Here is a 25,964-nt window from a genome sequence, read left to right as displayed (position 1 = left end):
ACGGGAAACATTCCGGCAGAAATAAAAAAAGGCGAAGCCGGGTGGCTTCGCCTTTTTCTGGTGCAGACCGGCGATCAGTGCTTGCGCGGGACCGGCTTGAGCAGTTCGGTCGGCGGCATTTCGCAGTTGATCTTGCGGCCCAGCAATTCTTCGATCGGCGGCAGGGCGAAGGCATCGTCCTCGCCGGCGAAGCTGATCGAGGTGCCGGTGGTGCCGGCGCGACCGGTGCGGCCGATGCGGTGCACGTAGTCGTCCGGATCTTCGGGCAGGGTGAAATTGATCACATGGCTGATGCCGTCGACGTGGATGCCGCGGCCGGCAACGTCGGTGGCGACCAGCACGCGGATCTTGCCTTCACGGAAGCCTTCCAGAACCTTGATGCGCTTGTGCTGCGGCACGTCGCCGGACATCTGGGCGGCGCTGATGCCGTCCTTGGTCAGGCGTTCCTCGATGCGGCGTACCTCGTCCTTGCGGTTGGCGAAGACCATCACGCGTTCCCAGTTGTTCTGCGCGATCAGGTTGTACAGCAGCTTGTACTTGTCGCTGCCGGCAACGGCATAGACGTGCTGCTCGACGGTATCGCTGGCGACGTTCTCGGGCTCGATCTCGACGATGGCCGGGTCGACGGTCCACTGCTTGGCCAGGTTCATCACGTCGTCGGTGAAGGTGGCGGAGAACAGCAGGGTCTGACGCTCGCCCTTGTACGGGGTCTGGCGGATGATCTGGCGGACCTGCGGGATGAAGCCCATGTCGAGCATGCGGTCGGCTTCGTCCAGGACCATCACCTCGACCATGTCCAGGTGCACCTCGCCGCGCTGGTTGAAGTCCAGCAGGCGGCCCGGGGTGGCGACCAGGATGTCGCAGAAGCGCGATTCCAGGGTCTTGAGCTGCTTGTCGAAGTCCATGCCGCCGACGAAGCTCATGACGTTCAGGCCGGTGTACTTGGCCAGGCCGACGGCGTCCTTGGCGATCTGCACCACCAGCTCGCGGGTCGGCGCGATGATCAGCGCACGCGGCTCGCCCATGTAGCGCTCTTTCGGCGGCGGGGTCTGCAGCAGCTGGGTGATGATCGAGATAAGGAACGCCGCAGTCTTGCCGGTGCCGGTCTGGGCGCGGCCGATGGCATCCTGGCCGCGGAGCGTGAAGCCGAGCACCTGCGCCTGGATCGGTGTGCAGTAGGGGAAGCCCAGGTCATGGATGGCATGCATCAGACGCGGGTCGAGGTTGAAGTCGTGGAAACGGGTCTTGCCTTCGGCCGGCTCGACCACGAAGTCTTCCAGCTTCCAGTTGTCCACCACCGGCGGACGCGGCTTGCGCTCACGGCGGGGCTTGTCGGCACGGGGCTCGCGGGGCTTGTCGGTGCCTTCGGCCTTGGCGTGCTCCTGCTTCGGAGTGTGCTCGCGTTTCTCGCCGCGTTCGCCTTTGTCGGAACGCTCTGCGCGGGGTTTGTCGCTCTTCGGACCGCGGGCCGGCTTCTCGGAGGCGTCGCCTTCGGAGCGCGGATTGCGCGGTTTGCGCGGACGCTTTTCACCGCTCTGGGCGGGCTGGGGGGCAGCGGGAGCGGGGGCTGCCGGCGTGGCGACGGGCTGCTCGCCATCACCCTTGCTGAAGATTTTCTTGAGTGCTTTGAGCACGTTGGTCTCGTACTGGTTAAGGAATGAACGGCCGCCAGTGTAATGCAAGATGCCCGCAGGGCGAAGTGCCACGGGCATTCTGCCTATTGACGTGGGCTACGGAAGGTTCTCCAGCAGCAGCCGGCGCACGTTGCCGCCCATGATCGCGGCGATGTCCCGGTCGCTGAAGCCGGCCTTGGCCAGGCCCTGGGTCAGTTGCGCCAGGCCGGTGGTGTCGAAGGGCGCGTTCACCGCGCCGTCGAAGTCCGAGCCCAGCGCCAGGTGCTCGACGCCAACCTTGTCGGCGGCGTAACGCATGGCCTTGACGATGGCGTCCACGGATGTCTCGCAGACGGCGCCGTCCCAGTAGCCGATGCCGATCACCCCGCCGGTACGGGCGATGCCGCGCAGGTGGGCGTCGGTCAGGTTGCGCGGGCCGGGGCAGGTGCCGGCGACGCCGGTGTGGGAGACGATCACCGGCCGTTTGGCGATGGCCAGCACGTCGTCGATCAGCGGACGCGAGGCATGGGCCAGGTCGATCAGCATCTTCCGCTCTTCCAGGCGCGGGATGACCTCGCGGCCGAACTCGGTCAGCCCGCCTTTCTTCAGACCATGGGCGGAGCCGCCGACTTCGTTATCGAAGAAGTGGGTCAGGCCCATGATGCGGAAGCCGGCGTCATACATGCGGTCGATGTTTTCCAGCTTGCCTTCCAGCGGATGCAGGCCTTCGGTGGCGAGCACGCCGGCGAGGCGGTTCGGATCCTTCTGCCAGGCGGCGAGGTAGCGGGTGAGATCGTCGCGGCTGCGGATCAGGGTGAGCTTGCCCTGGCTGTCGGCGGCGGCCTTGTCCAGCAGCTCGCCCTGGTAGAGCGCGCGTTCGAGCAGGCTGTTCCAGGTGCGCGCCGGCCAGCGCTGGGCGATGACCAGCGGGGTGATGTTGTCACTGTCGGCGGCGTTGCTTTCGTAGTTCAGGCCGCGCGGGGTCTTGGTGACGGTGGAGAACACCTGCAGGCCGACGTGGCCTTCGAGCAGGCGCGGCACGTCGGTGTGGCCGTGGTCGTGGCGATCCAGCAGGTTGCGGTCCCAGAGCAGGGCGTCGTCGTGCAGGTCGGCGACGAACAGGGTCCGGTGCAGCGCCTGGGCTTCGGGCGAGGCGGGGTAGGGCGGCGGGCTGACCACGGTGTTCATCTTCCGGTCCATATAGCCCGGAAGATTGAAGAAGATCCCCAGGCCAACGGCCAGCAGGACGAGCAGGACGATCAGCAGTTTGCGCATGTCAGCTTCCCAGCTTTGTTGTTATTCGTTCTTTAGCGGGGCGCAATCTAACAGAAGGGACGGTGAAGGGAAGCGGGCTCAGCCGCAGAGGCAATTGCGGCCCTTCTGCTTGGCCTGGTAGAGGGCGCCGTCGGCGCGCAGAATCAGGCTGGGCAGGTTTTCCTGAATGTCCATCTCGGCGAGTCCGAGAGACACCGTGACGCCGGGCAACACGCCCACCGGTGAATAGAAGGAGGTGACCTGCTCCAGGCTCTGGCGCAGGCGGTTGCCGATGCGCCGGGCCTCCTCGATGGCGATCTCCGGCAGGAGGATGACGAACTCCTCGCCGCCATATCGCGCCATGCTGTCCTTGGGCCGCAGCTGGCTGCGCAGGGTGTGCGCGACCAGGCACAGCGCGTAGTCGCCAGCCAGGTGGCCGTGCTCGTCGTTGTAATTCTTGAAGTGGTCGACATCGAGCATGAGCATGCACATGGGCTGTCCGTTGAAGGCGCAACGCGTGCTCTCGCGGTCGTAGATGTGCTCCAGCCAGCGACGGTTGAACAGACCGGTGAGGGTGTCGATGTTGGCGTTCTGCTCGGTGTCGAGAATGATCCGGTTACCTTCGCGAACCTTTTCACAAAGCACCGTCAGAAGGTTCTGCATGACCTGCGGGGAATGCTCGAACAGGCCGATCAGCGCTTCGCGGTGCAGGCGCAGCACGGTGGTCGGCTCACTGGCGACGACGTAAGCCGAAGGGTGGTCGCTGTCGATGAAGCTGATCTCGCCCGCGCAGTCGCCCGGGTGCAGCGTGCTCACTGGCTGGTTGTCCAGCGAGCCCAGGTACACCGTCAGGTGCCCGGACAGAACCATATAAAGGAAGTGGTTGCGGTTGAACGGCGACAGCAGGATTTCCCCGCGCTCCAGTTCGCAGGCGCGGAAATCCTTGAGCAATTGCTGCAGGTTGGCCGCGGCCACGTTCTGGAATAGCCGCAGATGCTGAAGCTGACGAATGTCCTCGTTCCACTGCGCCGCTTTCATGGCGCAGCGAGGATTGAGTGGCGACTGATGATGTGCACGACTGACTCTCCCTGTAGTCCTCTTCGCACATTGAGCCATCAGTATTAGTCAGATTTGACTACTGGCAATTCGGTCCCTGGCCCGGCCGACCGGCGGTCGGCCGGGTGTTTCATCAGCTTTCCAGTAGCTCCACGTGCACCGCATAACCGCCCAGGCGATCGGCCAGTGCGGCGCGCGAGTCTAGGTCGAGGCCGCCGACGAAAAGACGTGCCTTTTGCCCGTGGCGGTCATCGGCGATCACCTCGATGCGCGGCGCTGGGGACAGGTGCCGGGTCTCGTCTTCGAACACGCGACGAATGGCGTCCAGTCGCAATGCCGGTTTGAAGGTCTTGCCCACCGCGGTGACCGGGATGGCGTCCAGTAGCCAGACATCCTTGGGTACCGCTGCGCGCTCGGGGACATGCTGCGCGGCGTGCGCCAGCAGTTCTGCCTCGCTCGCCTGCATGCCCGGCTTGAGCTGGATGTACACCACCGGCAACTCGCCGGCCTTCAGGCACGGCTTGCCGACGGCGGCGGCCATGGCCACGGCGGGATGGCGGTGCAGGGCTTCCTCGATCATCTGCGGGTCGATGTTGTGGCCGCCGCGGATGATCAGGTCCTTGCTGCGGCCGGTGAGCCAGATGTAGCCGTCAGCGTCGATGCGGCCGAGGTCGCCGGTGTTGAACCAGTCGCCGTCGACCCAGATGTCCTTGTTCTTGCTGGCCTGCAGGTAACCCTTGAACACGGTCGGGCCGCGCAGGCAGATGTTGCCGATCTCGTCCACCGCGGCATCGCGCAGGTACTGGCCGTCACCGCCCAGGATCACTGACTTGAGCTCGCAATAGGGCAGGCGCAGGCCGATGGAGCCGGGCCGGCGTTCGCCGCCGCGGGGGTTGCAACTGGTGCCGCAGGTGCCTTCGGTCATGCCGTAGCCTTCGATGACCGTCAGACCGGTCTTCGCCTCGAACTGGCGAATCAGCTCCACCGGCATCGGCGCGGCGCCGCACAGGGCGAAACGCAGGCTGGAGAGGTCGCGGCCCTCGCTGGGCACCTGCAGCAGGGCGGCGTAGATGGTCGGCACGCCGCTGAAGCTGGTGACCTTGTAGCGCTCCACCAGTTTCCAGAAGTCCTGGATCAGCGTCGGATTGCGATAGCCCTGCGGGCCGGCCAGCAACACTTCGCCGCCGCGCATGAAGGGCGCAAGCCCGGTGACCATCACGCCGTTGACGTGGAACAGCGGCAGGCCGCAGAGCAGCACGTCGTGGCCGTCGTAGTCGGCGTTCAGCCCCATGATCTCGGCCATCGCCACTTCGTTGAAATGGCTGTGCGGGGCGAGCTTGGGCGTGCCGGTGGTGCCGCCGGTGTGGAAGTAGGAGGCGACTTCGTCCGGGCCGATCACCCGGCCGCTTTCCAGGTGGTCCGCCGGGCACCGGGCGAGCAGCTCGTCGAAGTCCAGCACGCCCTCGGGCAGCGCGCCGCGAGCGGCCTGGATCGCCGAGCGCTGCGGTTCGGGCAGCAGGTTGGCGATATCGACGGTGACGATGGCATTGAGGTCCGGCAGGTGCTCGCGCAGGCCGGCGACCTTGTCCCACTGGTCGGTACCGGGGAAGGGGGCCAGCGTCACCAGCACGCGCGAGTCGGCGGCGCGTACCAGCTCGGCGATGTGCTCGGGGTCGAGCAGCGGGTTGATCGCGTTGACGATTCCCGCCGCCTCGCCGCCCCAGATCACATAGTGGGTCTGCGGCAGGTTGGGAAGCAGGAACGACACCGCGGTGCCCGGTCGCACGCCCAGGCGGTGGAAGGCGTTGGCTGCCTGGGTGACGCGGGCGAACAGCTCCGCGTAACTCACCCGTATCGGCTCCTCCGCCGCCGAGCCCTGCAGCAGGCAGCTCAGGGCGGTGGACGGGCCGAACTGCTGGGCCGAGCGGCGCAGCAGTTCATAGGTGTTGGGTGGCAGGTCGCGGTCCTGCAGGGGGACCTGTTCCAGGGCTTCGACGTCACGCAGGCTGCTGATCGGGGCGTTCATGCTTCTTCTTGTTCTCCGCAGGGTCAGGGGATCACAGGCGCTCCCGCAGCCAGGCGCCGATATCGCCAAGTTCCTCGTTGCTCACTTCGTGGCTCATCGGGTAGGTGCGCCACTGGGCGGGCACCTCGTTGGCCTGCAGGAAGTCGTACGCGGCGCGGCCCATGGCGGGCAGCACCACGTCATCGAAAGTGCCATGCAGGCAAAGTGCGGACAGTTGTCTTTTTGTAGCCGGCAGGCTTATGTCGTCGCTGAATGTCGGGCCATAGGTGGAGAGCGCCATGACCCCGCCCAGCTCACCGTCCCAGCGCAGGTAGCCGGTGTGCAGCACCACGGCGCCGCCCTGGGAGAAACCGGCCAGGATGATGCGCCGAGGGGCGATGCCCTGGGCGATCTGTCCCTGGATCAGCGCGATCACGCTGTCGGCCGAGGCGTCCAGCTGCGCTTCGTCGATGGCGCGGGCCGGGGCCATGGCGAGGATGTCGTACCAGCTGGGCGCGGGCATGCCGTTGAACACGGTGACCGGGCGGGTCGGCGCCTGGGGCAGGATGAAGCGCGTCGAGGTGAAGCTGCGCTGCAGCATCTGTGCTACCGGCTCGAAGTCGTAACGGTCGGCGCCCAGGCCGTGCAACCAAATGACGCAGGAATCGACGCTCTGGCTGGGTTCGAGGATCAGGGGCTGGGTCATGGAGGCTCCAGGATGGGGCAGGCGCTCTAGGAAGGGGCGCCGCGGGTCGGATGGTGTGGGTTGGGCATGCAAGAAGATGTCGCATGGCCATAACTTGTGGGACTTGACTGCACAAAATTGCACGAAGGTCCACAGGCTGGTACGCGCCTTGCTATCGCTACTGGCAGGCTGTGCGGCCCCACTTCCGGTAACACTCTACCGACCCCATCCGGAAAGCTGTACCGGAAGTGGCGCCGCGAAAGCCTTGGGCTGCTTCAGGGCCCGCCGCGTCGGCTGCGGTCAACAGTCGGCACGGCGGGCCTTCGCCTTCACGCAATGATCCCTTGATGACCCGTTCCAGCGCGCACCACCTGCGCGCTCGAAGGTGTGTTCGCGGCTTCCGAAGGTTTTTCGCAAGCCGTCTAGACTCACCTTCAGGTCTCCATCCCGTTTGTTGTCTTGCTGGTGCCTCACGAGGGTACGGCGGTGGAACCGGGACTCCAAAACACTAAAAAAGCAACGGAGAAGATCGATGAAGATGGTGAAATCCACCCTGGCAGTGCTGACCACCGCCGCTGTGTTTGGCATCAGCGGGCTCGCCCACGCTGGCGCCACCCTGGATGCAGTGAAGAAGAAAGGCTACGTGCAGTGCGGTATCAGTGACGGTCTTCCCGGCTTCTCGTATGCCGACGCCAAGGGCCAGTACAAGGGCATCGACGTGGACGTCTGCCGCGCCGTGGCGGCGGCCGTGTTCGGCGACTCGACCAAGGTCAAGTACAGCCCGCTGACCGCCAAGGAGCGCTTCACCGCGCTGCAGTCCGGCGAGATCGACATCCTCTCGCGCAACACCACCTGGACCAGTTCCCGCGACAGCGCGATGGGCCTGAACTTCATCGGCGTGACCTACTACGACGGCCAGGGCTTCCTGGTGAACAAGAAGCTCGGCGTCTCCAGCGCCAAGGAACTCGATGGCGCCACCGTGTGCATCCAGGCCGGCACCACCACCGAGCTCAACCTGTCCGACTACTTCCGCTCCAACAACCTCAAGTACACCCCGATCACCTACGACACCTCCGACGAGAGCGCCAAGTCCCTGGAGTCCGGCCGTTGCGACGTGCTGACCTCCGACCAGTCGCAGCTCTACGCCCAGCGCATCAAGCTGGCCGCGCCGGACGACTACGTGGTACTGCCCGAAGTGATCTCCAAGGAACCCCTTGGCCCGGCCGTGCGCCAGGGTGACGAGGAGTGGTTCGACATCGCTCGCTGGACGCTCTTCGCGATGCTCAACGCCGAGGAACTGGGCATCAACTCGAAGAACGTCGAGGAACAGGCCAAGAGCACCAAGAACCCGGACGTCGCGCGTCTGCTCGGCGCCGAGGGTGACTACGGCAAGGACCTCAAGCTGCCCAAGGACTGGGCGGTGCAGATCGTCAAGCAAGTGGGTAACTACGGCGAGATCTTCGACCGCAACGTCGGCGACGGCAGCGACCTGAAGATCAAGCGTGGCCTCAACGCCCAGTGGAACAAGGGTGGTCTGCAGTACGCACCGCCGGTGCGCTGACCTGACCCGCTCCGGCGCCCGGAGTGTGGGCGCCGGACTGTTTCGAACGACGTGAAGCCTCCGGGTGGTCACGGGCTTGGCCCGTGGGCGCCCGGCGCGCTTCCGAGAGGGCTTACATGCAGAATTCCGTCAAGGCCCAGCGTCCGCGGGGGGTATCGCTCAACGATCCCGTCGTGCGCGGCTGGGCATTCCAGGTCATCGCCGTCGTCGTCGTCGTGGCGGTCGGCTGGTTCCTCTTCGACAACACCCAGACCAACCTCGCCCACCGCGGCATCCAGTCCGGTTTCGGCTTCCTCGACCACAGCGCCGGCTTCGGCATCTCCCAGCACCTGATCGACTACAGCGAAAGCGACACTTACGGACGGGTGTTCCTGGTCGGCCTGCTGAACACGCTGCTGGTCACGGTGGTGGGCATCTTCTTCGCCACCGTTCTGGGCTTCATCCTCGGGGTGGCGCGGCTGTCGCCCAACTGGCTGATCCGCAAGCTGGCGACCTTGTACATCGAGACCTTCCGCAACATCCCGCCGCTGCTGCAGATCTTCTTCTGGTACTTCGCCGTGCTCGGCCCGCTGCCGAACCCGCGGCAGAGCCTCAGCTTCGGCGACCTGTTCTTCATCAACAACCGCGGCCTGCAGATGCCCGCGCCGATCGCCGCCGACGGCCTCGGCCCGTTCATCGTCGCGGTGATCCTGGCGCTGGTCGGCTGGGCGGTGATCTGGAAGTGGGCCAAGGCCCGCCGCCATGCCACCGGCAAGGCCTTCCCGGTGTTCCTCAGTGGCCTGGCATTGCTGGTGGTGCTGCCGGGGCTGGTGTCGCTGGTGGCCGGCGCGCCGTTCCACTGGGACGTGCCGGTGCTGCAGGGCTTCAACTTCCGCGGCGGCTGGGTGGTGATCCCGGAGCTGGTGTCCATCGTCCTCGCGCTGTCGGTCTACACCGCCGCCTTCATCGGCGAGACGGTGCGCGCCGGCATCCAGGCCGTCAGCCACGGCCAGACCGAGGCTGCCGGGTCCCTGGGCCTGCGTCCGGGGCAGACCCTGCGCCTGGTGATCATTCCGCAGGCACTGCGGGTGATCATTCCGCCGCTGACCAGCCAGTACCTGAACCTGGCGAAGAACTCTTCGCTGGCCGCCGCCATCGGCTACCCGGACATGGTCTCGCTGTTCGCCGGCACGGTGCTCAACCAGACCGGCCAGGCCATCGAGACCATGGCTATCACCATGAGCGTGTACCTGGCCATCAGCATCAGCATTTCGCTGCTGATGAACTGGTACAACAAGCACATCGCGCTGGTCGAGCGGTGAGGGGACTGTCATGACTACTCATACCTTCAAGCCCGACCTGCCGCCACCGGCGCGCAGCGTGGGCGTGCTCGCCTGGCTGCGCGGCAACCTGTTCTCCAGCTGGTTCAACACCGTGCTGACGCTGGTTGGCATCTACCTGGTCTGGCTGATCCTGCCGCCGCTGCTGGAGTGGGCGATCATCAAGGCCGACTGGACCGGCACCACCCGCGCCGACTGCTCCCGCGAGGGCGCCTGCTGGGTGTTCATCGGCTCGCGCTTCGGCCAGTTCATGTACGGCTTCTACCCCGAGGAACTGCGCTGGCGCGTGGACCTCACCGTGCTGTTCGTGGTGTTCGGCGCGGCGCCGCTGTTCCTCAAGCGCTTCGCCTACAAGGTGAAGTACGGTTTGTGCTTCCTCGTCGCGCTGCCGATCGTGGCCTACTGGCTGCTGCATGGCGGCTTCCTCGGCCTGGAAACCGTGCCGACCAGCGCCTGGGGCGGCCTGATGCTCACCGTGGTGATCGCCGCGGTCGGCATCTGCGGGGCGATGCCGCTGGGGATCCTGCTGGCGCTCGGGCGGCGTTCGAAAATGCCGGCGATCAAGGTCATCTGCGTCACCACCATCGAGTTCTGGCGTGGTGTACCGCTGATCACCGTGCTGTTCATGTCCTCGGTGATGCTGCCGCTGTTCCTGCCCGAGGGGATGAACCTCGACAAGCTGCTGCGCGCGATGGTGATGGTGGTGCTGTTCGAGGCCGCCTACATCGCCGAGGTGGTGCGCGGTGGCATGCAGGCCATTCCCAAGGGCCAGTACGAAGCCGCAGCCGCCATGGGCCTGGGCTACTGGCGGACCATGGGCCTGGTGATCCTGCCGCAGGCGCTCAAGCTGGTCATCCCCGGCATCGTCAACACCTTCATCGCGCTGTTCAAGGACACCAGCCTGGTGATCATCATCGGCCTGTTCGACTTCCTGAACAGCATCAAGCGCGCCACCGCAGACCCGGCCTGGCTGGGCATGGCCACCGAAGGCTATGTGTTCGCCGCGGTCGTCTACTGGATCTTCTGTTTCGGCATGTCCCGCTACTCCATGCACCTGGAGCACAAGCTGGACACCGGCCACAAGCGTTAGGAGTGAATCGTCATGTCTGAAGCCACCCAAAAGACCGCACAGCCGGCCATCGGCGATCACGTGATGATCACCATGAAGGGCGTGAACAAGTGGTACGGCCAGTTCCACGTGCTCAAGGACATCAACCTGGAGGTCAAGCAGGGCGAGCGCATCGTGCTCTGCGGGCCATCCGGTTCGGGCAAGTCCACCACCATCCGCTGCATCAACCGCCTGGAGGAACACCAGCAGGGCAGCATCGTGGTCGACGGCACCGAACTGACCAACGACCTCAAGCAGATCGAGGCGATCCGCAGCGAAGTCGGCATGGTGTTCCAGCACTTCAACCTGTTCCCGCACCTGACCGTGCTGCAGAACTGCATCCTGGCGCCGATGTGGGTACGCAAGATGCCCAAGCGCCAGGCCGAGGAAGTCGCCATGCATTACCTGGAGCGCGTGCGCATCCCGGAGCAGGCGAACAAGTTCCCCGGCCAGCTCTCCGGCGGCCAGCAGCAGCGCGTGGCGATCGCCCGTGCGCTGTGCATGAAGCCCAAGATCATGCTGTTCGATGAGCCCACCTCGGCACTCGACCCGGAAATGGTCAAGGAAGTGCTCGACACCATGATCGGCCTGGCGCAGAGCGGCATGACGATGCTCTGCGTGACCCACGAGATGGGCTTTGCCCGCACCGTGGCGAACCGGGTGATCTTCATGGACAAGGGTGAGATCGTCGAACAGGCGCCGCCGGACCAGTTCTTCGACAACCCGCAATCGGACCGCACCAAGCTGTTCCTCAGCCAGATCCTGCACTGATGTCCCACCCCGGCCTTCTCCATCGGGAGAGGGCCGTGGCCATCGCCTGCAACGCTCGTCTCCCTCGATGGCAAGCGCACGCCGCAACGGCGTATGCTGGCGCTTCCACCGCAACACGGTGCGACTCTCGACAAACCGGCTGAACTCGGCCGTCGGGTCGGTGTTCCCATGTGCAGTGGTTTGTCAGGGATGGGCTACCGTTTGAAGTAGCTCCCCTGCATCCGCCGTCCAAAGGAAGAGAGCCGACGTGAACCTGATCCTATCGCCATTGAACCTCAGCAAAGCCAAGGCCTGGGGCGCCCACGCGGTGACCTCGAGCGGTGTCATTCTCGCGCTGCTGGCGCTCCTCGCGCTGGTCGACAACAGGCCCCAGGCCTGCCTGCTTTGGCTGGGTGTGGCGCTGCTGGTGGATGGTCTCGACGGCACCCTGGCGCGCAAGTTCGACGTCAAGGCGGTGCTGCCGCACTTCGATGGTTCGACCCTCGACCTGGTGATCGACTACCTCACCTACGTCTTCATCCCCGCGATCTTCATCTACCGCTACGTGCCGCTGCCGGTGCATACCGAGCTGCTGGCGGTGGGCGTGATCCTGGTGTCCTCGCTGTTCTGTTTCTGCAACGTCAACATGAAGAGCAAGGACAACTACTTCGTCGGCTTCCCGGCCGCCTGGAACGTGGTGGCAGTGTACTTCTTCGTGCTCGACCCGCATCCCTGGGTGAGCTTCGTCACCGTGCTGGTACTGGCCGCGCTGACCCTCACCCGCATGAAGTTCCTGCACCCCTTCCGCGTGCGCCAGTTCATGCCGCTGAACATCGCCGTGACCTTCGTCTGGCTGCTCAGCAGCGCGTTGCTGATCCTCCAGCATCCGGTGGACCAGCCCTGGCTGCTTGGCCTCTGGTTCGTGGCGTCGGCCTACTTCGTCGGTGTCTGCGTGTGGCGCACGGCGATGGAGTGGTTCAACTAGCCCACTTCGCAGGAACGGGTCTGCCCGTTCCTGCCGGTATTCCGTCATCTGCCTGGCGTCAGGCCTGACGCCCCATCAGCCGCTGCCGATATGCCCCCGGCGTCTCTCCGCACACCTGCTTGAACAATCGCGCGAAGCTCGCCCGGTCGGCGTAGCCGACATCGCTGGCGATGCGCTCCAGCGAGCGTCCCGGATCGCCCAGTGCCTCCTGTGCCGAGGCGATGCGCAGGCGTTGCACGTAATCGTTCGGCGACATCCCCACCTGCTCGCGAAAGCGCCGCAACAGCGTGCGCGTGGAGCAGTGCACGCGCTGTGCGAGCGTGGCGAGGTCGAAGGGCTGCGCGTAGTTGTCTTCCAGCCAGGCCAGCAGCGGCTCCAGGGGGGAGCCGGCGGGCAGCGGGTCGGGCAGCAGCGGCGTGAAGCGCCGCTGGCGGCCGCGCCCGTGCTCGAACACCAGGGTCGCCGCCGCGCGTCGCGCGAGTGCCGCGCCCGCATGGCGCTCGATCAGGTACAGGCACAGGTCCAGCCCGGCCTGGGCGCCGCCGGAGCAGAGCCGGCCGTTGTCGTCGGTGCACAGGGCGTCGATATCCAGCCGTACCTGGGGATAGCGTTTGCGGAATGCAGTTTCCAGCGCCCAGTGCGTGGTGGCGCGGTGGCCGTCCAGCACGCCGGCTTCCGCCAGCAGGAACGCGCTGCTGCACAGACTGCCGAGCTGCACGTTGGCTGGCGCATGGCGCAGCCAGGCAAGCAGGGGCTGGTTGGCGGCGAAGGTGGCGTCGATGTCGGCGCCGGTGGCGGGAATGAGCAGCAGGTTGCAGCGCGCGGCAAGATCGAGCCCGCCTTCCACTTCCACGCGGCCGAAGGGGAGTGCCACTGGCGCGCCGTCGGCGCTGACCCGCAGCACCTCGAAGCGCCGTTCGCCGGCCAGGCGATTGGCGAGGTGGAAACTGTCCATGGCCAGACCAAGACTGGAACACAGGGTTTGCGGGCAGACGAACAGGGCTATCCTGAACATGGCGTCTCGCTTTGCTCTGTCGATAGAGGTGGCGCTATTGATCATAATGTTGTCGATATTGCCAATCGTGTCCAGTCGAACCCACCCCGATACTGCCTGCATTCTCTCGACACGAGTCCCGCCATGGCCCACCCCAACGCCCAACTGATCGAACGTTTCTACCAGGCCTTCCAGCGCCGCGACGGCGAGGCCATGGCCGCCTGCTACAGCGCCGATGTGCAGTTCAGCGACCCGGTCTTCACCGACCTGCGTGGTGCCGAGGCTGGCGACATGTGGCGCATGCTCACCGCTCGCGCCCAGGATTTCTCGCTGACCTATGAAGGCGTCGAGGCCGACGAGACGCGGGGTTCGGTGCGCTGGGTGGCGTCCTACACCTTCACCCAGACGGGACGCAAAGTGATCAATCACATCCAGGCACACTTCCATTTCCACGATGGATTGATCAGCCGGCACGTGGACAGCTTCGACCTGTGGACGTGGTCGCGCCAGGCGCTCGGCGCCAAGGGAACCCTGCTGGGCTGGGCACCGCCGGTGCAGGGTGCGATCCGCGCGCAGGCCGCCAAGGGCCTTGCCGCGTACCGTGCACAACGGGCGGGAAAGGCCTGAGAGCAGGCTTCCGGGCTCGCCCGCGGCGGCTGGATAGGCTTAAATGACAGGCGACTGAGAGCCGGACGCCGCCATGATCACACTTTTCCAGTTCCCGCCCGCCTTCAACGTACCCAACGTCAGCCCCTTCTGCCTGAAGCTGGAGACCTTCCTCCGCCTTGCCGGGCTGGAGTATCAGGTCAAGCCTGTGACGGACCCGCGCAAGGGGCCCAAGGGCAAGCTGCCGTTCATTACGCTGGATGGCAAACCCATCGCCGACACGGCGATCATCATGCGCACCCTGCAGCAGTACTACGAGTTCGATCTCGATGCCGGCCTCGACGCGCGTGGCCGTGGCTGGGCGGTGTCGATCACCCGCCTGTGCGATGAGCACCTGGTGCCGCTGCTGGTGTACTTCCGCTGGCTCGACGAGCAGGGCTTCCAGCAGGTGAAGGACGTGATGTTCCGCGGTATTCCCGCACCGCTGCGGCCAGTGGTGGGCGTGATGCTGCAGCGCAAGATTCGTGGCGACCTCAAGGGCCGCGGCCTGCTGCGTCACAGCCGCGAGGAGCTGCTGAGCTTCGCCCGCGACGACCTCGAAGCCCTGGACGGCATGCTTGGCGACCTGCCGTACTTCGGCGGCGCCCAGCCGTGCAGTGCCGACGCCGCCACCTATGGCGTGCTGGCCAACCTGATCCTCAGCACCCTGGAAACACCGCTCAACGACATGGCGCGCAGCTACGAGCGCCTGGTCGCATACTGCGATCGCATGCAGGCGCGAGTCTGGGCGTCGTGACCGCCGCCGAGCCCAAACCCTGGTTCGTCTACCTGGTGCGCGCCGAGAACGGCGCGCTCTACTGTGGCATCAGCGATGACGCGCAACGGCGTTTCGAGACCCACCGTACGGGCAAGGGCGCGCGCTTCTTCCATTCCAGCCCGGCCCAGGCGCTGGTCTATGTCGAGGCCTGCCCCGGCAAGGGCGATGCGTTGCGCCGGGAGCGCGCGATCAAGGCGCTGACCAAGAAAGCCAAGGAACGCCTGGTGCTGGCCAACCCCTTCACTATCAGCGCCGTGGATGTCGTCCCATCCGAGGGATGAGGTAGGACTCGTCCTACGTACGGGTTAAGCTGCCGGACCACCTTCCGGCCGCTGGAGCCCCCCATGTCCGAGCTGATCCTGCACCACTACCCGACTTCGCCCTTCGCCGAGAAGGCGCGTCTGATGCTGGGCTTCAAGCAGCTGTCCTGGCATTCGGTGACCATCCCGCCACTGATGCCCAAGCCGGACCTCATGGCCCTCACCGGCGGCTACCGCAAGACTCCTGTGCTGCAGGTCGGTGCCGACATCTACTGCGACACCGCATTGATCGCCCGCCGCCTGGAACAGGAAAAGGCCGTACCGGCGCTGTTTCCCGAAGGCCACGAATTCACCTCGTCGAGTTTCGCCCTGTGGGTCGACTCGGTGATCTTCCAGCACGCCGTCAGCCTGGTGTTCCAGCCTGAATCCATCGCCATGCGCTTCGGCAAGCTGCCGCCGCAGTTCCTCCAGGCCTTTGTCGCCGACCGCAGCCAGCTGTTCAGCGGCGGCACCGCCAGCAAGCTGCCGGCCGAGCAGGCCAAGCACCAGTGGCCTGCCTTCATGGCCCGCGTCGAGGAACAACTGGCCCGCGAGGACGGCGACTTCCTGTTCGGCGAGCCGTCCATTGCCGATTTCTCCCTGGCTCACTGCCTGTGGTTCCTCAAGGGCACGCCGGTCACTGCACCACTGGTGGACGATTACCCCTCGGTTGCCGCCTGGCTCGGCCGCGTGCTGGGCTTCGGCCACGGCGCGCCCAGCGAGATGAGCGCGGAGCAGGCCATCGCCGTGGCCCACGACAGCCAGCCGGCCGCACTGCCCGAGGAGAGCTTCGTCGACCCCAATGGCTTCAAGGGCGGACAGCGCGTGGTGATCGCCGCCACCGACTACGGCTGCGACCCGGTGGAAGGCGAGCTGCTGCACGCCGGGCTGGAAAGCCTGATCCTGCGTCGCGAAGACCCGCGCGCCGGGACCGTCCACGTGCACTTCCCGCGCATCGGCTTCAGCATCCGCCCGGCCTGAGTCCGGCCGGGCCAGGGCACTGCCGCGTCACCGGAGTACGCAGGCGTGGCAGGTCCTCGGCCATTTCACGGAAGTGCTGCAGGCGCTCATAGCACAGCGCCAGTTCCCCGCTGTTGCTGTTGTACCAGGCGTCCGGCGCGCCACAACTGACCATCCGCAGGTTCAGCGGGCGCGGCAGGCGGAACAGTCGAAAGACGTCGTTGACCATCCGTTGCAGGTGGTCGCCGTCGCGCAGCAGGGCGATCAGCGGCTCCGCCGCTTCGCGGTTCACCGAGGGCGTGTCCCAGGTCAGGTGCCAGGCCGCGTGGTGCTGGATCGAGGCCGTGTGTCGCTGGTGGCGAATCCACTCCACGGCCTTGCTTGCCTGGCGAAACTCCTGGTCGCAGTAGATCGCCCGCTCGTAGGGCAGGCCAGTGAGCGGCGGCAGCCAGTCCAGGCGCGTCATGTCGCTGCCGTAGAGCAGGCAGGCGATGTTGTAGTAGCGCTGTTCGTCCAGCGGGTGACTGTCCCAGGCCAGCACCTGGTCCGGCGCCGGCTTGGGCGTCTGCCACTCCAGCCGCCAGTAGTCGGCGATGTCCAGCAGGCGCGCGTCCACTTCGTCACGCGGCAGCCGGGCATAGAGGCGGAACAGCAGGATGAAGCCGATCTGGTCCGCGGCGTCCTCCTCGCGCCCGAGCACCGGCAGGTCGTACTCCGCGATCAGGACATGTCCCATCTCGTGCATCACGCTGAATTCCGCGTTGGCCAACACGAAGCGCGCGACATTTTGCGTGAGTGGCGGGGGCGTGGGGTCGGCGCAGGCGAGGCGGGCGCAGAGCAGCAACAGCAGCGCGAAGCACGAGCAGTGCACCCGGGAATGCCCGGAGAGCGCGAACACAGCAGCAGTGACGGTGTGCAAGGCGGACATGGCGGCCACCGCGAGCGAGAGGCGCCTGATCTGACTCTAGCAGCCGCGCCACGCCGGCTCCGTGGCGCTTTGTCGGAAGACTGTGCGGCGGTCGCTTGAGGCGTCTGGCTCGGGGGGCTATCGTCCACAGCTCGTCGCACGACCCTCATTGCATGACACAGGACGCCGCGCATGCACGCCTACGATATCGAACTGCTGAAACATGCCACGCCTGCCGCCGGGGAGGAGCTCCAGGGTTGGTGCTTCGGCCTGCCGCCGGGCATCACGCCCGAGCAGTGGCCGCTGGACCCGGACACCGGCTACCCGCTGATGCACGGCTTCACCCTGCGCCTGCCCGAGGATTATCGGGTGCATGGTCCGGAGATCGTCGCGCTGAGCTTCTTCTCGCTGTCGCCGGACCAGAACGACGGTGGTCCGAGCACGGTGGACGGCATCGCCGAACAGGTCGTTTCGCCGGGCGAGCAGCCGCCGGCCGACCCGCACCTGCTGCCGTTCTGGCAGGCTGGCCGCGCCAGTCACCCGCGCCTGCATCGCATGGAAGACATCCTGGGTGGCGCCTATGCGGTAATCCTGCTGACCGACGCCGAATTCAACGGCGCAGCCTGCCTGCCGCCGCAACTGCCGGCCGGTAATCCGCTGCTGGCGCAGACTGCCGCACCCCAATGGCTGGGGGCGGGCTCGGCCAGCACTTTCGATACCACCCTGAAGGAAGGTGACTACCTGTTCGGCCTGTTCGGCGGGATTCCCCAGCCGGGGCTGGACGTGCGCTACCTGCTGCGTTGGACGCCGCGCGCCAGTGACCCTAACGCCGGGATCACACCCGACGAGTACGGCGAGACCGACTACCAGCCGTTCTACTACTGGGAAAACAACGACATCCATCGCGACAATTACCGCGAACACCCTTGGAGCCAGGGCCACCAGCCCAACCACATCGGCGGCACCATGCGCCCGGTGCAGGGCATGCCGGACGTCAGCGCGTACTACATCGGCTTCGAGGAATACCTGGGCGGCTACAACTTTGGCAGCGGCAACGCCCAGTTGGATTTCCGCGACATGAAGATCGACTGGGCCTGCTGAGTCCTCTGCAATGGGGGCGCGCGAGCAAGCTCGCTCCGACGGATTGCCGGCCGACTCGATGCGCTTTTCCTAGGAGCGAGCTTGCTCGCGAACAGCCCGGGGGAAAATCTACAGGCACAAAAAAGCCCATCGCGAGATGGGCTTTTTCGTCAGCGGCGGACTTCAGTCCTTGCGGCGCTTGAGCTGGTCCTGCAACTGCGTGGGCAAGCCGCGGATGATCAGCATGTCGCGCGCCTCGTCGTACTCCACCTTGCTGCCCAGCAGGTGCGCCTCGAAGCTGATCGACAGCCCCTCGGCACGGCCGGTGAAGCGGCGGAACTGGTTGAGGGTACGCTTGTCCGCCGGGATTTCCGGCGACAGGCCGTAGTCCTTGTTGCGGATGTAGTCGTAGAAGGCGCGCGGCGCCTGGTCGTCCATCAGCTCGGAGAGTGCGTCCAGGGCCATCGGCTCGCCGATCTTGGCCTGGCTGGTGGCGTAGTCCACCAGCACGTCGGTCTTCTCGCGGGCCTGTTCTTCGGGCAGGTCTTCGCTTTCCACGAAGTCGCTGAAGGCCTTGAGCAGGGTGCGGGTCTCGCTCGGGCCGTCGACGCCCTCGGTGCAGCCGATGAAGTCGCGGAAGTAGTCCGAGACCTTCTTGCCGCCCTTGCCCTTGATGAACGAGATGTACTGCTTGGACGTCTTGTTGTTCTGCCACTCGGAGATGTTGATCCGCGCGGCCATGTGCAGCTGGCCCAGGTCCAGGTGGCGCGACGGGGTGACTTCCAGTGCCTCGGTGACCGCCACACCTTCGCTGTGGTGCAGCAGGGCAATGGACAGGTAGTCGGTCATGCCCTGCTGGTAATGGCAGAACAGCACGTGGCCACCGGTGGAGAGATTGGACTCTTCCATCAGCGTCTTCAGGTGCTCCACCGCCTGCTTGGAGAAGCCGACGAAATCCTTGCCGCCGTCCAGGTACTCGGTCAGCCAGCCGCTGAACGGATACGCGCCGGACTCGCCCTGGAACAGGCCCCAGGCCTTGTTCGGCTTGGCGTTGTAGCTTTCGTTGAGGTCGGCCATCAGGTTCTCGATGGCCTGGGAGTCGCCCAGCTCGGCGTCGCGCGCGTGCAGCGTCGCGGGGTTGCCGTCGGGCTTCTTGTCGATCAGGTGGACGATGGCGTGACGAATCGGCATGGCGGACCCGGAAATTCAGTGCCGGCGGCGCCGCGCGCATCGATGCGGCGGCGGGGCGGGCGGATTGGAAAACGCCAGAGTTTACCCGACCCGGCGCCGGGATGCGCGACGCCGATCAGTCCGCGGACGGCACCAGCCCTTCGTCGCGCTCGCGGCGGTTGCGGCGCAGCTGGCGGAGGCGGCGGATCACGTAGTTCAGGTGCAGGTGCAGCTCGTACAGCTCGTTGTAGTAGGACAGTGGCACCTCGACCTTGGCCAGCTCGGCCTCCAGTTGCTCCAGGCGCTCGATCTCCGTGCTCAGCTCGGCGCTGCCGGTGCGCTCGTCCAGGCGACGGTCGATCTCGCGCAGGTAGCGGTACCAGCGGTAGATGCGTGCACGGATGCGCCAGCGGTACAGCGGGCCGATGGACTTGAGCAACGGGATGAGGATGGCGATGAAGGGGATCAGCAGGATGATGTAGCGATCCGCCAGCGACGCGATGCGGAATGGCAGGAAGCGCTGCAGCAGCGGCGGGCCGCTCTTGTAGTAGCGCTCGGCGTCTTCCTGCAGGGCCAGGGTGCGCGGCTCGGCGCTGGGGAAGGCGCCGGCCGCATCGAGCAGGGTGCCGCTCTTCATCACCGTGCGCGCGGCCTCGAGGATCAGCGGGGTGAGCGCCGGGTGGAAGTCGCCGTTGACCACCAGGGTGGCGACCGGCGAGAGGGTGGCCAGGTCCTGGTTCGGCACGTTCTGCACCAGGTTCAGCAGGCCCTCGCTGACCTCCACGCGCTTGAGGAAGGGAATCCGCGCCTCGTAGGCGTGGGCGCGGCGAAACCCGGTGAGCGTGAGGTCGGGGCTGGCAGCCAGGCGCTGGATCAGCGGGTTCTCCGCCGGCCCGACGAAGAAGGCGGCGTCCAGCTCGCCGGCCAGCAGTTCGTTGGCCACCGCGTTGCCGCCGCGCGCCTGCCAGCCGGCCGGCAGTGGCTCGGTGGCGATCTCGTTGGCCTTGAGGATGGCCTCGGTCACCGCCTCGGTACCGCTGCCGGCACCGCCAATGGCCACGCGCAGAGCGAGCAGGTCGGCCAGGCGGTCGATCTTCGCCTCGCGACGCTGGAATAGCCACAGCGGCTCCTGGAAGACGGCGCCGAGGGTTTGCAGATGCTCGCGCTGCTTGGGAGCCAGTTGCTGTTCCTGGCCGCTCTGCACCAGCGCCAGGTCCACGCCGCTCTTGCCGTCCAGCAGCTTGCCGAGGTTGTCCCGGGAGCCGGCGGTGCGCACCAGTTGCAGGTCGAAGCCCTGCTTGGCCAGTTCCTCTTTCAGTCGCTGGCCGAACACCGCGTAGCCGCCCCCCGGCGCGCCAGTGGCCAGGGTCGCGCTCATCGGCGGCGGCGGAGCGACGAAATAGAAGACCGCAGCGACCAGCGCGGCCAGCACCGGCACCAGCCAGAGGTTGGCGCGCACCAGGATGGCGAGGTCCTTGAGCATGTTCAGAAGGCGTTGCATGGGGAATCCTTGTGGCGAGGTGCTGTCCTGAAAAGATAGCCAGCCTGGGCGAGGGCAGCCGGCGAATCCGCCATCGCGAAGGCGGAAGCCGCTATCATCCGAAACCTTCGAAACACGGCTGCGGACTTCACGGCATGCGCATTCTCCATACCTCCGACTGGCACCTGGGCCAGCATTTCATGGGCAAGAGCCGCGAGGCCGAACACCAGGCGTTCTGTGCCTGGCTGGTCGAACAGGTGCGCGAGCAGGCCGTGGACGCGGTGATCATCGCCGGCGACGTGTTCGACACCGGCGCGCCGCCCAGCTATGCCCGCGAGCAGTACAACCGCTTCATCGTCGAGCTGCGCGACACCGGCGCGCGCCTGGTGGTGCTGGGTGGCAACCACGACTCGGTGGCGATGCTGGAGGAGTCCCGCGACCTGCTGGCCTGCCTCGATACCCAGGTGATCGCCGCCGTCGGCACCGACCTCGACCGCCAGTTGCTGGTGCTGCCGCAACGTGACGGCCAACCCGGTGCCATCCTCTGCGCGATCCCCTTCATCCGCCCGCGCGACGTGCTCACCAGCCAGGCCGGACAGAGCGCGCAGGACAAGCAACTGGCCCTGCAGCAGGCGATCCAGGCGCATTATCGCGAGCTGTTCGAGCGCGCCGAGGCGCAGCGCGAAGTTCTCGGCCGGCACCTGCCGATCATCGCCACGGGCCATCTCACCACCGTCGGTGCGAGCGCCAGCGAGTCGGTTCGGGAAATCTACGTCGGCACCCTGGAGGCCTTTCCCACCAGCGCTTTCCCGGCCGCGGACTACATCGCCCTCGGTCATATCCACCGGCCGCAGAAGGTCGGCGGCCTGGCGCACATCCGCTACTGCGGTTCGCCCATCGCGCTGAGCTTCGACGAAGCGACCCAGGGCAAGGAGGTGCTGCTGGTGGACCTGGACGACAGCGGTCTGCGCAGCGTCACGGCGCTGCCGGTGCCGCGCTTCCAGCCGTTGAAATCGGTGTCCGGCAGCCTCGCCGAGCTGCCCGCCGAACTGGCCCGCGTCGCCCGCGAAGGCAGCGTGGAACAGCCAGTCTGGCTGGAAGTGATGGTGCATACCGACGACTACCTGACCGACATCCAACTGCGCGTCGAGAAGCTCTGCGAGGCGCTGCCGGTGCTCGTCCTGCGTACCCGCCGCGAGCGCGGCACTGCGCAGGCGGCGCTGTTCAATGAGAGCAAGGAAACCCTCGACGAACTCAGCCCCGAGGACGTGTTCCGCCAGCGCCTGGATGCCGAGGACCTGGAGGCGCCGCTGCGCGAGCGCCTGACCGGGCTCTACCGGGAAGTCGTCGCCGAGCTGCAGGAGGAGCGCCCATGAGAATCCTCAGCCTGCGCCTGAAGAACCTCAACTCGCTCAAGGGCGAGTGGAAGATAGACTTTACTGCCGAACCCTTCGCCGGCAACGGCCTGTTCGCCATTACCGGGCCCACCGGGGCGGGCAAGACCACGCTGCTCGATGCCATCTGCCTGGCGCTGTACCACCGCACGCCGCGCATGAGCGTGTTGTCGCAGAGCGGCAACGAGCTGATGACTCGGCACACTGCAGACTGCTTGGCCGAGGTGGAGTTCGAGGTGAAGGGCCAGGCCTACCGTGCCTTCTGGAGCCAGCGCCGCGCTCGCGACAAGGCCGAGGGGGCGTTGCAGGCGCCGAAGGTGGAGCTGGTGCGTATCGACCGCACCACCGGCGAGGGGGAAATTCTCACCGACAAGATCAACGACAAGCTCAAGCAGACCGAGACGCTAACGGGCCTCGACTTCGAACGTTTCACCAAATCCATGCTGCTGGCTCAGGGGGGCTTTGCAGCCTTCCTCGAAGCCAACGCCAACCAGCGCGCGGAGCTGCTGGAGGAACTCACCGGCACGGAAATCTACGGACTGATTTCCCAGCGCGTATTCGAGCGCACCCGCGACGTGCGTGGCGTGCTGGACCAGTTGCGCGCCCGTGCCGATGGCGTCGAACTACTCAGCGCTGAACAGCGCGGCGAACTGGAACAGCAGGGCCGCGATGCCTCCGTGCAGGAAACGGCCTTGCAGGCACAGCACGCGGCCGTTCAGGCGCAGCGCCGCTGGCGCGAGGACCTGACCCGTGCGCAGCAGCAGGTCGAGCAGGCCGCTGTGAAAGAGTCCGATGCACGGCAGGGGCTGGAACAGGCGCAACCCGACCTCAAACGCCTGGCGGAGAGTGAGCCCGCTGCTCGCCTGCAACCGTTGTTCCAGACCTGGCGCGGCAGTCACGAGAGTGTCGAACAGGGCCGTGCAGCGCTGGAGGATAATCGCAGGCAGCAGGTATCCAGCCGTGATGAGGTCGCCCAGGCTCTGTGGGCGGCGAACCAGTACGCTCAGCAGGCGCAGGCTGCACGCGAGCGCGAGCGCAAGGCCGTCAGCGACCAGCAGCAGGAGTTGCAGGCTCGCCTTGCGCAGCATCCGCAGCGAGCGAAGCTGGGCGAACTGCTCGGTGGCTGGCGCGCGCAGTTTGCCCAGCGCTCGCGGCTTGCCCAGTCCATTGCCGACCTGCAGCGGCAGGCGCAGGTGGCCGATCAGGCGTTGCAGGCCGCGACGGCGCAGCGGCAGACCCTGCAGGGCAACGTCGCCTTCATGCAGCAGCAATTCGATTCGGCGGGCACGCAGGAGAAACAGCATCAGCAACAGCTCGATGCGTTGCTGGGTGGCGCTACCGAGGGTGAGCTGCGCGAGCGCCTGCAGCAGGCGCAACGGCACAGCCGCGGGCTCGACCGTCTGGAACAACTGGCCCAGGTCCGCGCCCAGGCTGCCGCACAACTGGCGCGCTGGCAGCCGGAGCTGAACTCGTTGCGCCAGCGCAGGGCCGAGCGCGACACGGCCATCGTCGCGCTGCGCGAGCGCTATCAGGCGACCAAGCAACAGGTCGCCGACAAGGAAAGACTCCTGCAGCAGGAGCAGCGCATCCACCAGTTGGAGCACCTGCGTGCGCAGTTGCAGCCCGGCGAGGCCTGCCCGCTGTGCGGCTCGCCGGAGCACCCGGCTATCGCGGCTTACCAGGCACTGGATGTGTCTTCCACGCAGACGGCGCTGGAGCAGGCGCGCCAGCAATTGGCCGAGCTGGAAAGCCAGGGTATTGCCCTGCGCGGCGAGCTGGCTGAGCTCGATGCGCAACTGCAGCAGGGGCAGCGTCAGCTGGACGAAGCCCAGGCCGCAGAAGTGCAGCATCAGCAGGCGTGGCAGCAACAGTGTGAAGCGCAGGGCGTCGCGCTGGAGGATGAGCAGCAGCTCGCCGCCGAGCGCGATCGCCATGAGACGTCGCTGGCCGCCTTGCAGCAGCAACTCAAGGCACTGGACGAACACAGGGCCCAGCTCGAGCAGGCGCAACAGCAACGTCAACGCGCCGAACGCGACCATGCCGAGGCCGCTCAGCAACTGGCGCTGTTCGACCAGCAGCAGACCCATGAGCGCCAACGCCAGGAAGAGCGTGCGCAGCAACTCGCCACTCAGCGCGCAGACCTGCAGCAGCAGGATCAGGCGCTGGCCACTGCGCTGGGCGAGCTGGGTTACGAGATGCCGGAAGACGGCGAGCACTGGCTGGCCGAGCGCACCGCAGAGTGGCAGCAATGGCAGCAGGACCAGCAGCGCAGCCAGGAACTGGCAGCGGCCGAGCGAGATGCCGAACAGGCTGCTCGTGCGGCGCAGCAAATCGCCGCGCAATGGCAGCAGCGCTGGCAGGTTGCCGGTTTTGATACGCGTCAGGCGCTGCTTATTCATGCGGCACCGCAACAGGCGTTGGCGCAGGCCGAGGAACAACTGGCTGCCGCCCAACGCCAAGCCGATGCCTTGCAAGGCCGCGAGCAATCGCTGGTGGAGCGCCTGGAACAGGAGCAGGCACGCCTCGCGGAGCATCTGGGGAGCTGGCAGCAGGCGCTGGCGGCGAGCCCCTTCGCCGATGAGGCGACTTACCTCGCTGCGCTGCTGGACGATGCCCAGCGCACCGAACTCAGCCAGCTGCGCCAGCGCCTGGAAACGGCCATCACCGAAGCCGTTACCTTGCGCACGGCCGCGGCTCAGGATGTCGAGCGCTTGCAGGCCGAGCCCCACGACGAGCAAGCCTTGGAAGAACTCGACCAGCAGTTGCAGGTGCTCGCCACGCAACTGCGCGAACTTGGTCAGCGCCAGGGCGAGATCCGCGCCCAACTGCAGGGCGACGACAACCGTCGTGCGAGCCAGCAGAGCCTGTTCGCGGAAATCGCCCGGCAAGAGGAAGAACACGACCTCTGGCAGCGTCTCAACAGCCTGATCGGCGCCTCCGATGGCGCGCGCTACCGACGCTTCGCCCAGGGGCTGACCCTCGATCACCTGGTGCACCTCGCCAACCGCCAGTTGCAGCGCCTGCATGGGCGCTACCAGCTGGCGCGACGCAGCAACGGCGAGCTGGAGCTGGAAGTGGTGGATACCTGGCAGGGCGACACCGCGCGCGACTGCAAGACGCTGTCGGGCGGCGAGAGCTTCCTGGTCAGCCTGGCGCTCGCGCTGGCGCTGTCGGACCTGGTCAGCCACAAGACCAGCATCGACTCGCTGTTCCTCGACGAAGGTTTCGGCACCCTCGATGGCGAGACCCTGGAGGTCGCGCTCGATGCCCTCGACAGCCTCAATGCCACGGGCAAGACCATCGGCGTGATCAGCCACGTCGAGGCGCTGAAGGAGCGCATTCCCGTGCAGCTCAAGGTGCACAAGGGCGTTGGCATGGGTTACAGCCAGCTCGACGCGCGCTTCCGTTTCAACCCTGAGCGTGTCGAGCCGGAGAAAGCCTGATGGACATGTCGGTACTGCATTGCGTCGAGAGCGATCTGGCCGACTGGGTCGACCTGCGCCTGCAACTCTGGCCTGGCGATCACGCCGAAGAGTTCTTCGAGGAGGCGCGCGACATTCTCGCGCACCCGCAACGCTTCGGTGCGTGGTTGGCCCGTGATGAGCAGGGCAGGGCGCTGGGCCTCGCGGAAGCCTCGGTGCGCAGCGACTACGTGAATGGCACGCGAGGGTCGCCCGTGCTGTTTCTCGAAGGCATCTACGTGCGTGGGGGCGCCCGTCGGCGAGGCGTGGCGCGGGCTCTGGTGCGCGCGCTACAGGCCTGGGGCCGTGCGCGTGGCTGCGTGGATTTCGCCTCCGATGCCGCGCTCGACAACACTGTCAGCCACGCCTTGCATCGCGCCCTGGGATTCGTCGAAACCGAGCGTGTCGTGTTCTTCCGCAAGCCCCTCGACGATTGACCCACATCAGTCGGAACGTGAGT

The 25,964-nt window shown here is 66.3% G+C and carries 22 protein-coding genes; 13 read left to right on the top strand and 9 right to left on the bottom strand.

All coding sequences use genetic code 11. The annotated features are described in order from the left end of the window. Window positions 1–74 precede the first annotated feature (74 nt). The 5 genes from rhlB to AC1ZV1_RS24200 all read right to left on the bottom strand — a co-directional run bounded on the left by rhlB (window position 75) and on the right by AC1ZV1_RS24200 (window position 6,634). Window positions 75–1,634, bottom strand: a complete 1,560-nt coding sequence (gene rhlB / locus AC1ZV1_RS24220) for an ATP-dependent RNA helicase RhlB (RefSeq protein ID WP_484293968.1) — start codon at window positions 1,632–1,634, stop codon at window positions 75–77. Between the two features lie 96 nt (window positions 1,635–1,730). Further along, window positions 1,731–2,888 (bottom strand): dipeptidase, encoded by a 1,158-nt coding sequence (locus AC1ZV1_RS24215; protein WP_484293967.1) that lies wholly within the window; start codon window positions 2,886–2,888, stop codon window positions 1,731–1,733. A 78-nt stretch (window positions 2,889–2,966) separates the two neighbouring features. Next, a complete protein-coding gene (locus AC1ZV1_RS24210; protein WP_484293966.1) occupies window positions 2,967–3,905 on the bottom strand; it encodes a GGDEF domain-containing protein in 939 nt (312 codons plus the stop codon). A 151-nt stretch (window positions 3,906–4,056) separates the two neighbouring features. Beyond that, window positions 4,057–5,949 carry an acyl-CoA synthetase gene (locus AC1ZV1_RS24205; RefSeq protein ID WP_484293965.1) on the bottom strand — a complete coding sequence of 631 codons (1,893 nt, stop codon included), beginning with the start codon at window positions 5,947–5,949 and terminating at the stop codon, window positions 4,057–4,059. A gap of 31 nt (window positions 5,950–5,980) precedes the next feature. Further along, the gene (locus AC1ZV1_RS24200) at window positions 5,981–6,634 is read right to left on the bottom strand and encodes an alpha/beta hydrolase (RefSeq protein WP_484293964.1); all 654 of its coding nucleotides are present in this window, start codon (window positions 6,632–6,634) and stop codon (window positions 5,981–5,983) included. A 511-nt stretch (window positions 6,635–7,145) separates the two neighbouring features. Here AC1ZV1_RS24200 and AC1ZV1_RS24195 point away from each other — a divergent pair. From AC1ZV1_RS24195 to pcsA, 5 genes are all read left to right on the top strand, one after another. Beyond that, entirely contained in the window at window positions 7,146–8,174 is a 1,029-nt protein-coding gene (locus AC1ZV1_RS24195; RefSeq protein ID WP_484293963.1) for an amino acid ABC transporter substrate-binding protein, read from the top strand. 116 nt (window positions 8,175–8,290) lie between these two features. Then, entirely contained in the window at window positions 8,291–9,475 is a 1,185-nt protein-coding gene (locus tag AC1ZV1_RS24190; protein ID WP_484293962.1) for an amino acid ABC transporter permease, read from the top strand. A 10-nt stretch (window positions 9,476–9,485) separates the two neighbouring features. Then, complete coding sequence (locus AC1ZV1_RS24185; RefSeq protein ID WP_484293961.1) at window positions 9,486–10,583, top strand: amino acid ABC transporter permease; 1,098 nt, start codon at window positions 9,486–9,488, stop codon at window positions 10,581–10,583. Between the two features lie 12 nt (window positions 10,584–10,595). Next, a complete protein-coding gene (locus AC1ZV1_RS24180; RefSeq protein ID WP_017522365.1) occupies window positions 10,596–11,372 on the top strand; it encodes an amino acid ABC transporter ATP-binding protein in 777 nt (258 codons plus the stop codon). A gap of 247 nt (window positions 11,373–11,619) precedes the next feature. Next, window positions 11,620–12,336, top strand: coding sequence for a phosphatidylcholine synthase (pcsA, locus tag AC1ZV1_RS24175; protein ID WP_484293960.1), 717 nt, complete (start codon window positions 11,620–11,622; stop codon window positions 12,334–12,336). Window positions 12,337–12,394: 58 nt separating this feature from the next. Here pcsA and AC1ZV1_RS24170 read toward each other — a convergent pair whose 3' ends face one another. Then, on the bottom strand, window positions 12,395–13,351 hold the full coding sequence (locus AC1ZV1_RS24170) for a GlxA family transcriptional regulator (RefSeq protein WP_484293959.1): 957 nt from the start codon (window positions 13,349–13,351) through the stop codon (window positions 12,395–12,397). Window positions 13,352–13,474: 123 nt separating this feature from the next. Here AC1ZV1_RS24170 and AC1ZV1_RS24165 point away from each other — a divergent pair, with 123 nt between their 5' ends. The 4 genes from AC1ZV1_RS24165 to AC1ZV1_RS24150 all read left to right on the top strand — a co-directional run bounded on the left by AC1ZV1_RS24165 (window position 13,475) and on the right by AC1ZV1_RS24150 (window position 16,033). Further along, window positions 13,475–13,957, top strand: a complete 483-nt coding sequence (locus tag AC1ZV1_RS24165; protein ID WP_484293958.1) for a nuclear transport factor 2 family protein — start codon at window positions 13,475–13,477, stop codon at window positions 13,955–13,957. A gap of 73 nt (window positions 13,958–14,030) precedes the next feature. After that, window positions 14,031–14,732 (top strand): glutathione S-transferase C-terminal domain-containing protein, encoded by a 702-nt coding sequence (locus AC1ZV1_RS24160; protein WP_484293957.1) that lies wholly within the window; start codon window positions 14,031–14,033, stop codon window positions 14,730–14,732. Then, window positions 14,729–15,034, top strand: coding sequence for a GIY-YIG nuclease family protein (locus AC1ZV1_RS24155; protein ID WP_037006437.1), 306 nt, complete (start codon window positions 14,729–14,731; stop codon window positions 15,032–15,034). Before AC1ZV1_RS24160 ends, AC1ZV1_RS24155 begins: the two co-directional genes overlap by 4 nt. Window positions 15,035–15,097: 63 nt before the next feature. Further along, window positions 15,098–16,033 (top strand): glutathione S-transferase family protein, encoded by a 936-nt coding sequence (locus AC1ZV1_RS24150; RefSeq protein ID WP_484293956.1) that lies wholly within the window; start codon window positions 15,098–15,100, stop codon window positions 16,031–16,033. On the opposite strand, the gene AC1ZV1_RS24145 is transcribed toward AC1ZV1_RS24150, so the two are convergent. Next, window positions 16,014–16,940, bottom strand: a complete 927-nt coding sequence (locus tag AC1ZV1_RS24145) for a DUF4344 domain-containing metallopeptidase (protein ID WP_484293955.1) — start codon at window positions 16,938–16,940, stop codon at window positions 16,014–16,016. The genes AC1ZV1_RS24150 and AC1ZV1_RS24145 overlap by 20 nt on opposite strands. Before the next feature lie 171 nt (window positions 16,941–17,111). On the opposite strand from AC1ZV1_RS24145, the gene AC1ZV1_RS24140 reads away from it, so the two are divergent. After that, on the top strand, window positions 17,112–18,020 hold the full coding sequence (locus AC1ZV1_RS24140) for a hypothetical protein (RefSeq protein WP_484293954.1): 909 nt from the start codon (window positions 17,112–17,114) through the stop codon (window positions 18,018–18,020). Window positions 18,021–18,182: 162 nt separating this feature from the next. Here AC1ZV1_RS24140 and yejK read toward each other — a convergent pair whose 3' ends face one another. Continuing rightward, a complete protein-coding gene (yejK, locus tag AC1ZV1_RS24135; RefSeq protein WP_484293953.1) occupies window positions 18,183–19,190 on the bottom strand; it encodes a nucleoid-associated protein YejK in 1,008 nt (335 codons plus the stop codon). A 115-nt stretch (window positions 19,191–19,305) separates the two neighbouring features. Further along, entirely contained in the window at window positions 19,306–20,670 is a 1,365-nt protein-coding gene (locus AC1ZV1_RS24130; RefSeq protein ID WP_484293952.1) for a TAXI family TRAP transporter solute-binding subunit, read from the bottom strand. 134 nt (window positions 20,671–20,804) lie between these two features. Here AC1ZV1_RS24130 and sbcD point away from each other — a divergent pair, with 134 nt between their 5' ends. From sbcD to aac(6'), 3 genes are read left to right on the top strand one after another with little or no spacing between them, the layout of a single operon-like run. Beyond that, window positions 20,805–22,025 (top strand): exonuclease subunit SbcD, encoded by a 1,221-nt coding sequence (gene sbcD / locus AC1ZV1_RS24125; protein ID WP_484293951.1) that lies wholly within the window; start codon window positions 20,805–20,807, stop codon window positions 22,023–22,025. Then, window positions 22,022–25,486 carry an SbcC/MukB-like Walker B domain-containing protein gene (locus tag AC1ZV1_RS24120; protein ID WP_484293950.1) on the top strand — a complete coding sequence of 1,155 codons (3,465 nt, stop codon included), beginning with the start codon at window positions 22,022–22,024 and terminating at the stop codon, window positions 25,484–25,486. The genes sbcD and AC1ZV1_RS24120 overlap by 4 nt, the downstream gene beginning before the upstream one ends. After that, window positions 25,486–25,941 carry an aminoglycoside 6'-N-acetyltransferase gene (gene aac(6'), locus AC1ZV1_RS24115; protein WP_484293949.1) on the top strand — a complete coding sequence of 152 codons (456 nt, stop codon included), beginning with the start codon at window positions 25,486–25,488 and terminating at the stop codon, window positions 25,939–25,941. The genes AC1ZV1_RS24120 and aac(6') overlap by 1 nt, the downstream gene beginning before the upstream one ends. Window positions 25,942–25,964: the final 23 nt, after the last annotated feature.

This window comes from Pseudomonas sp. BB438, assembly GCF_057180225.1.
The sequence above is the reverse complement of the archived record's forward strand: the minus strand, read 5'-3'. Positions and strand labels throughout refer to the sequence as shown.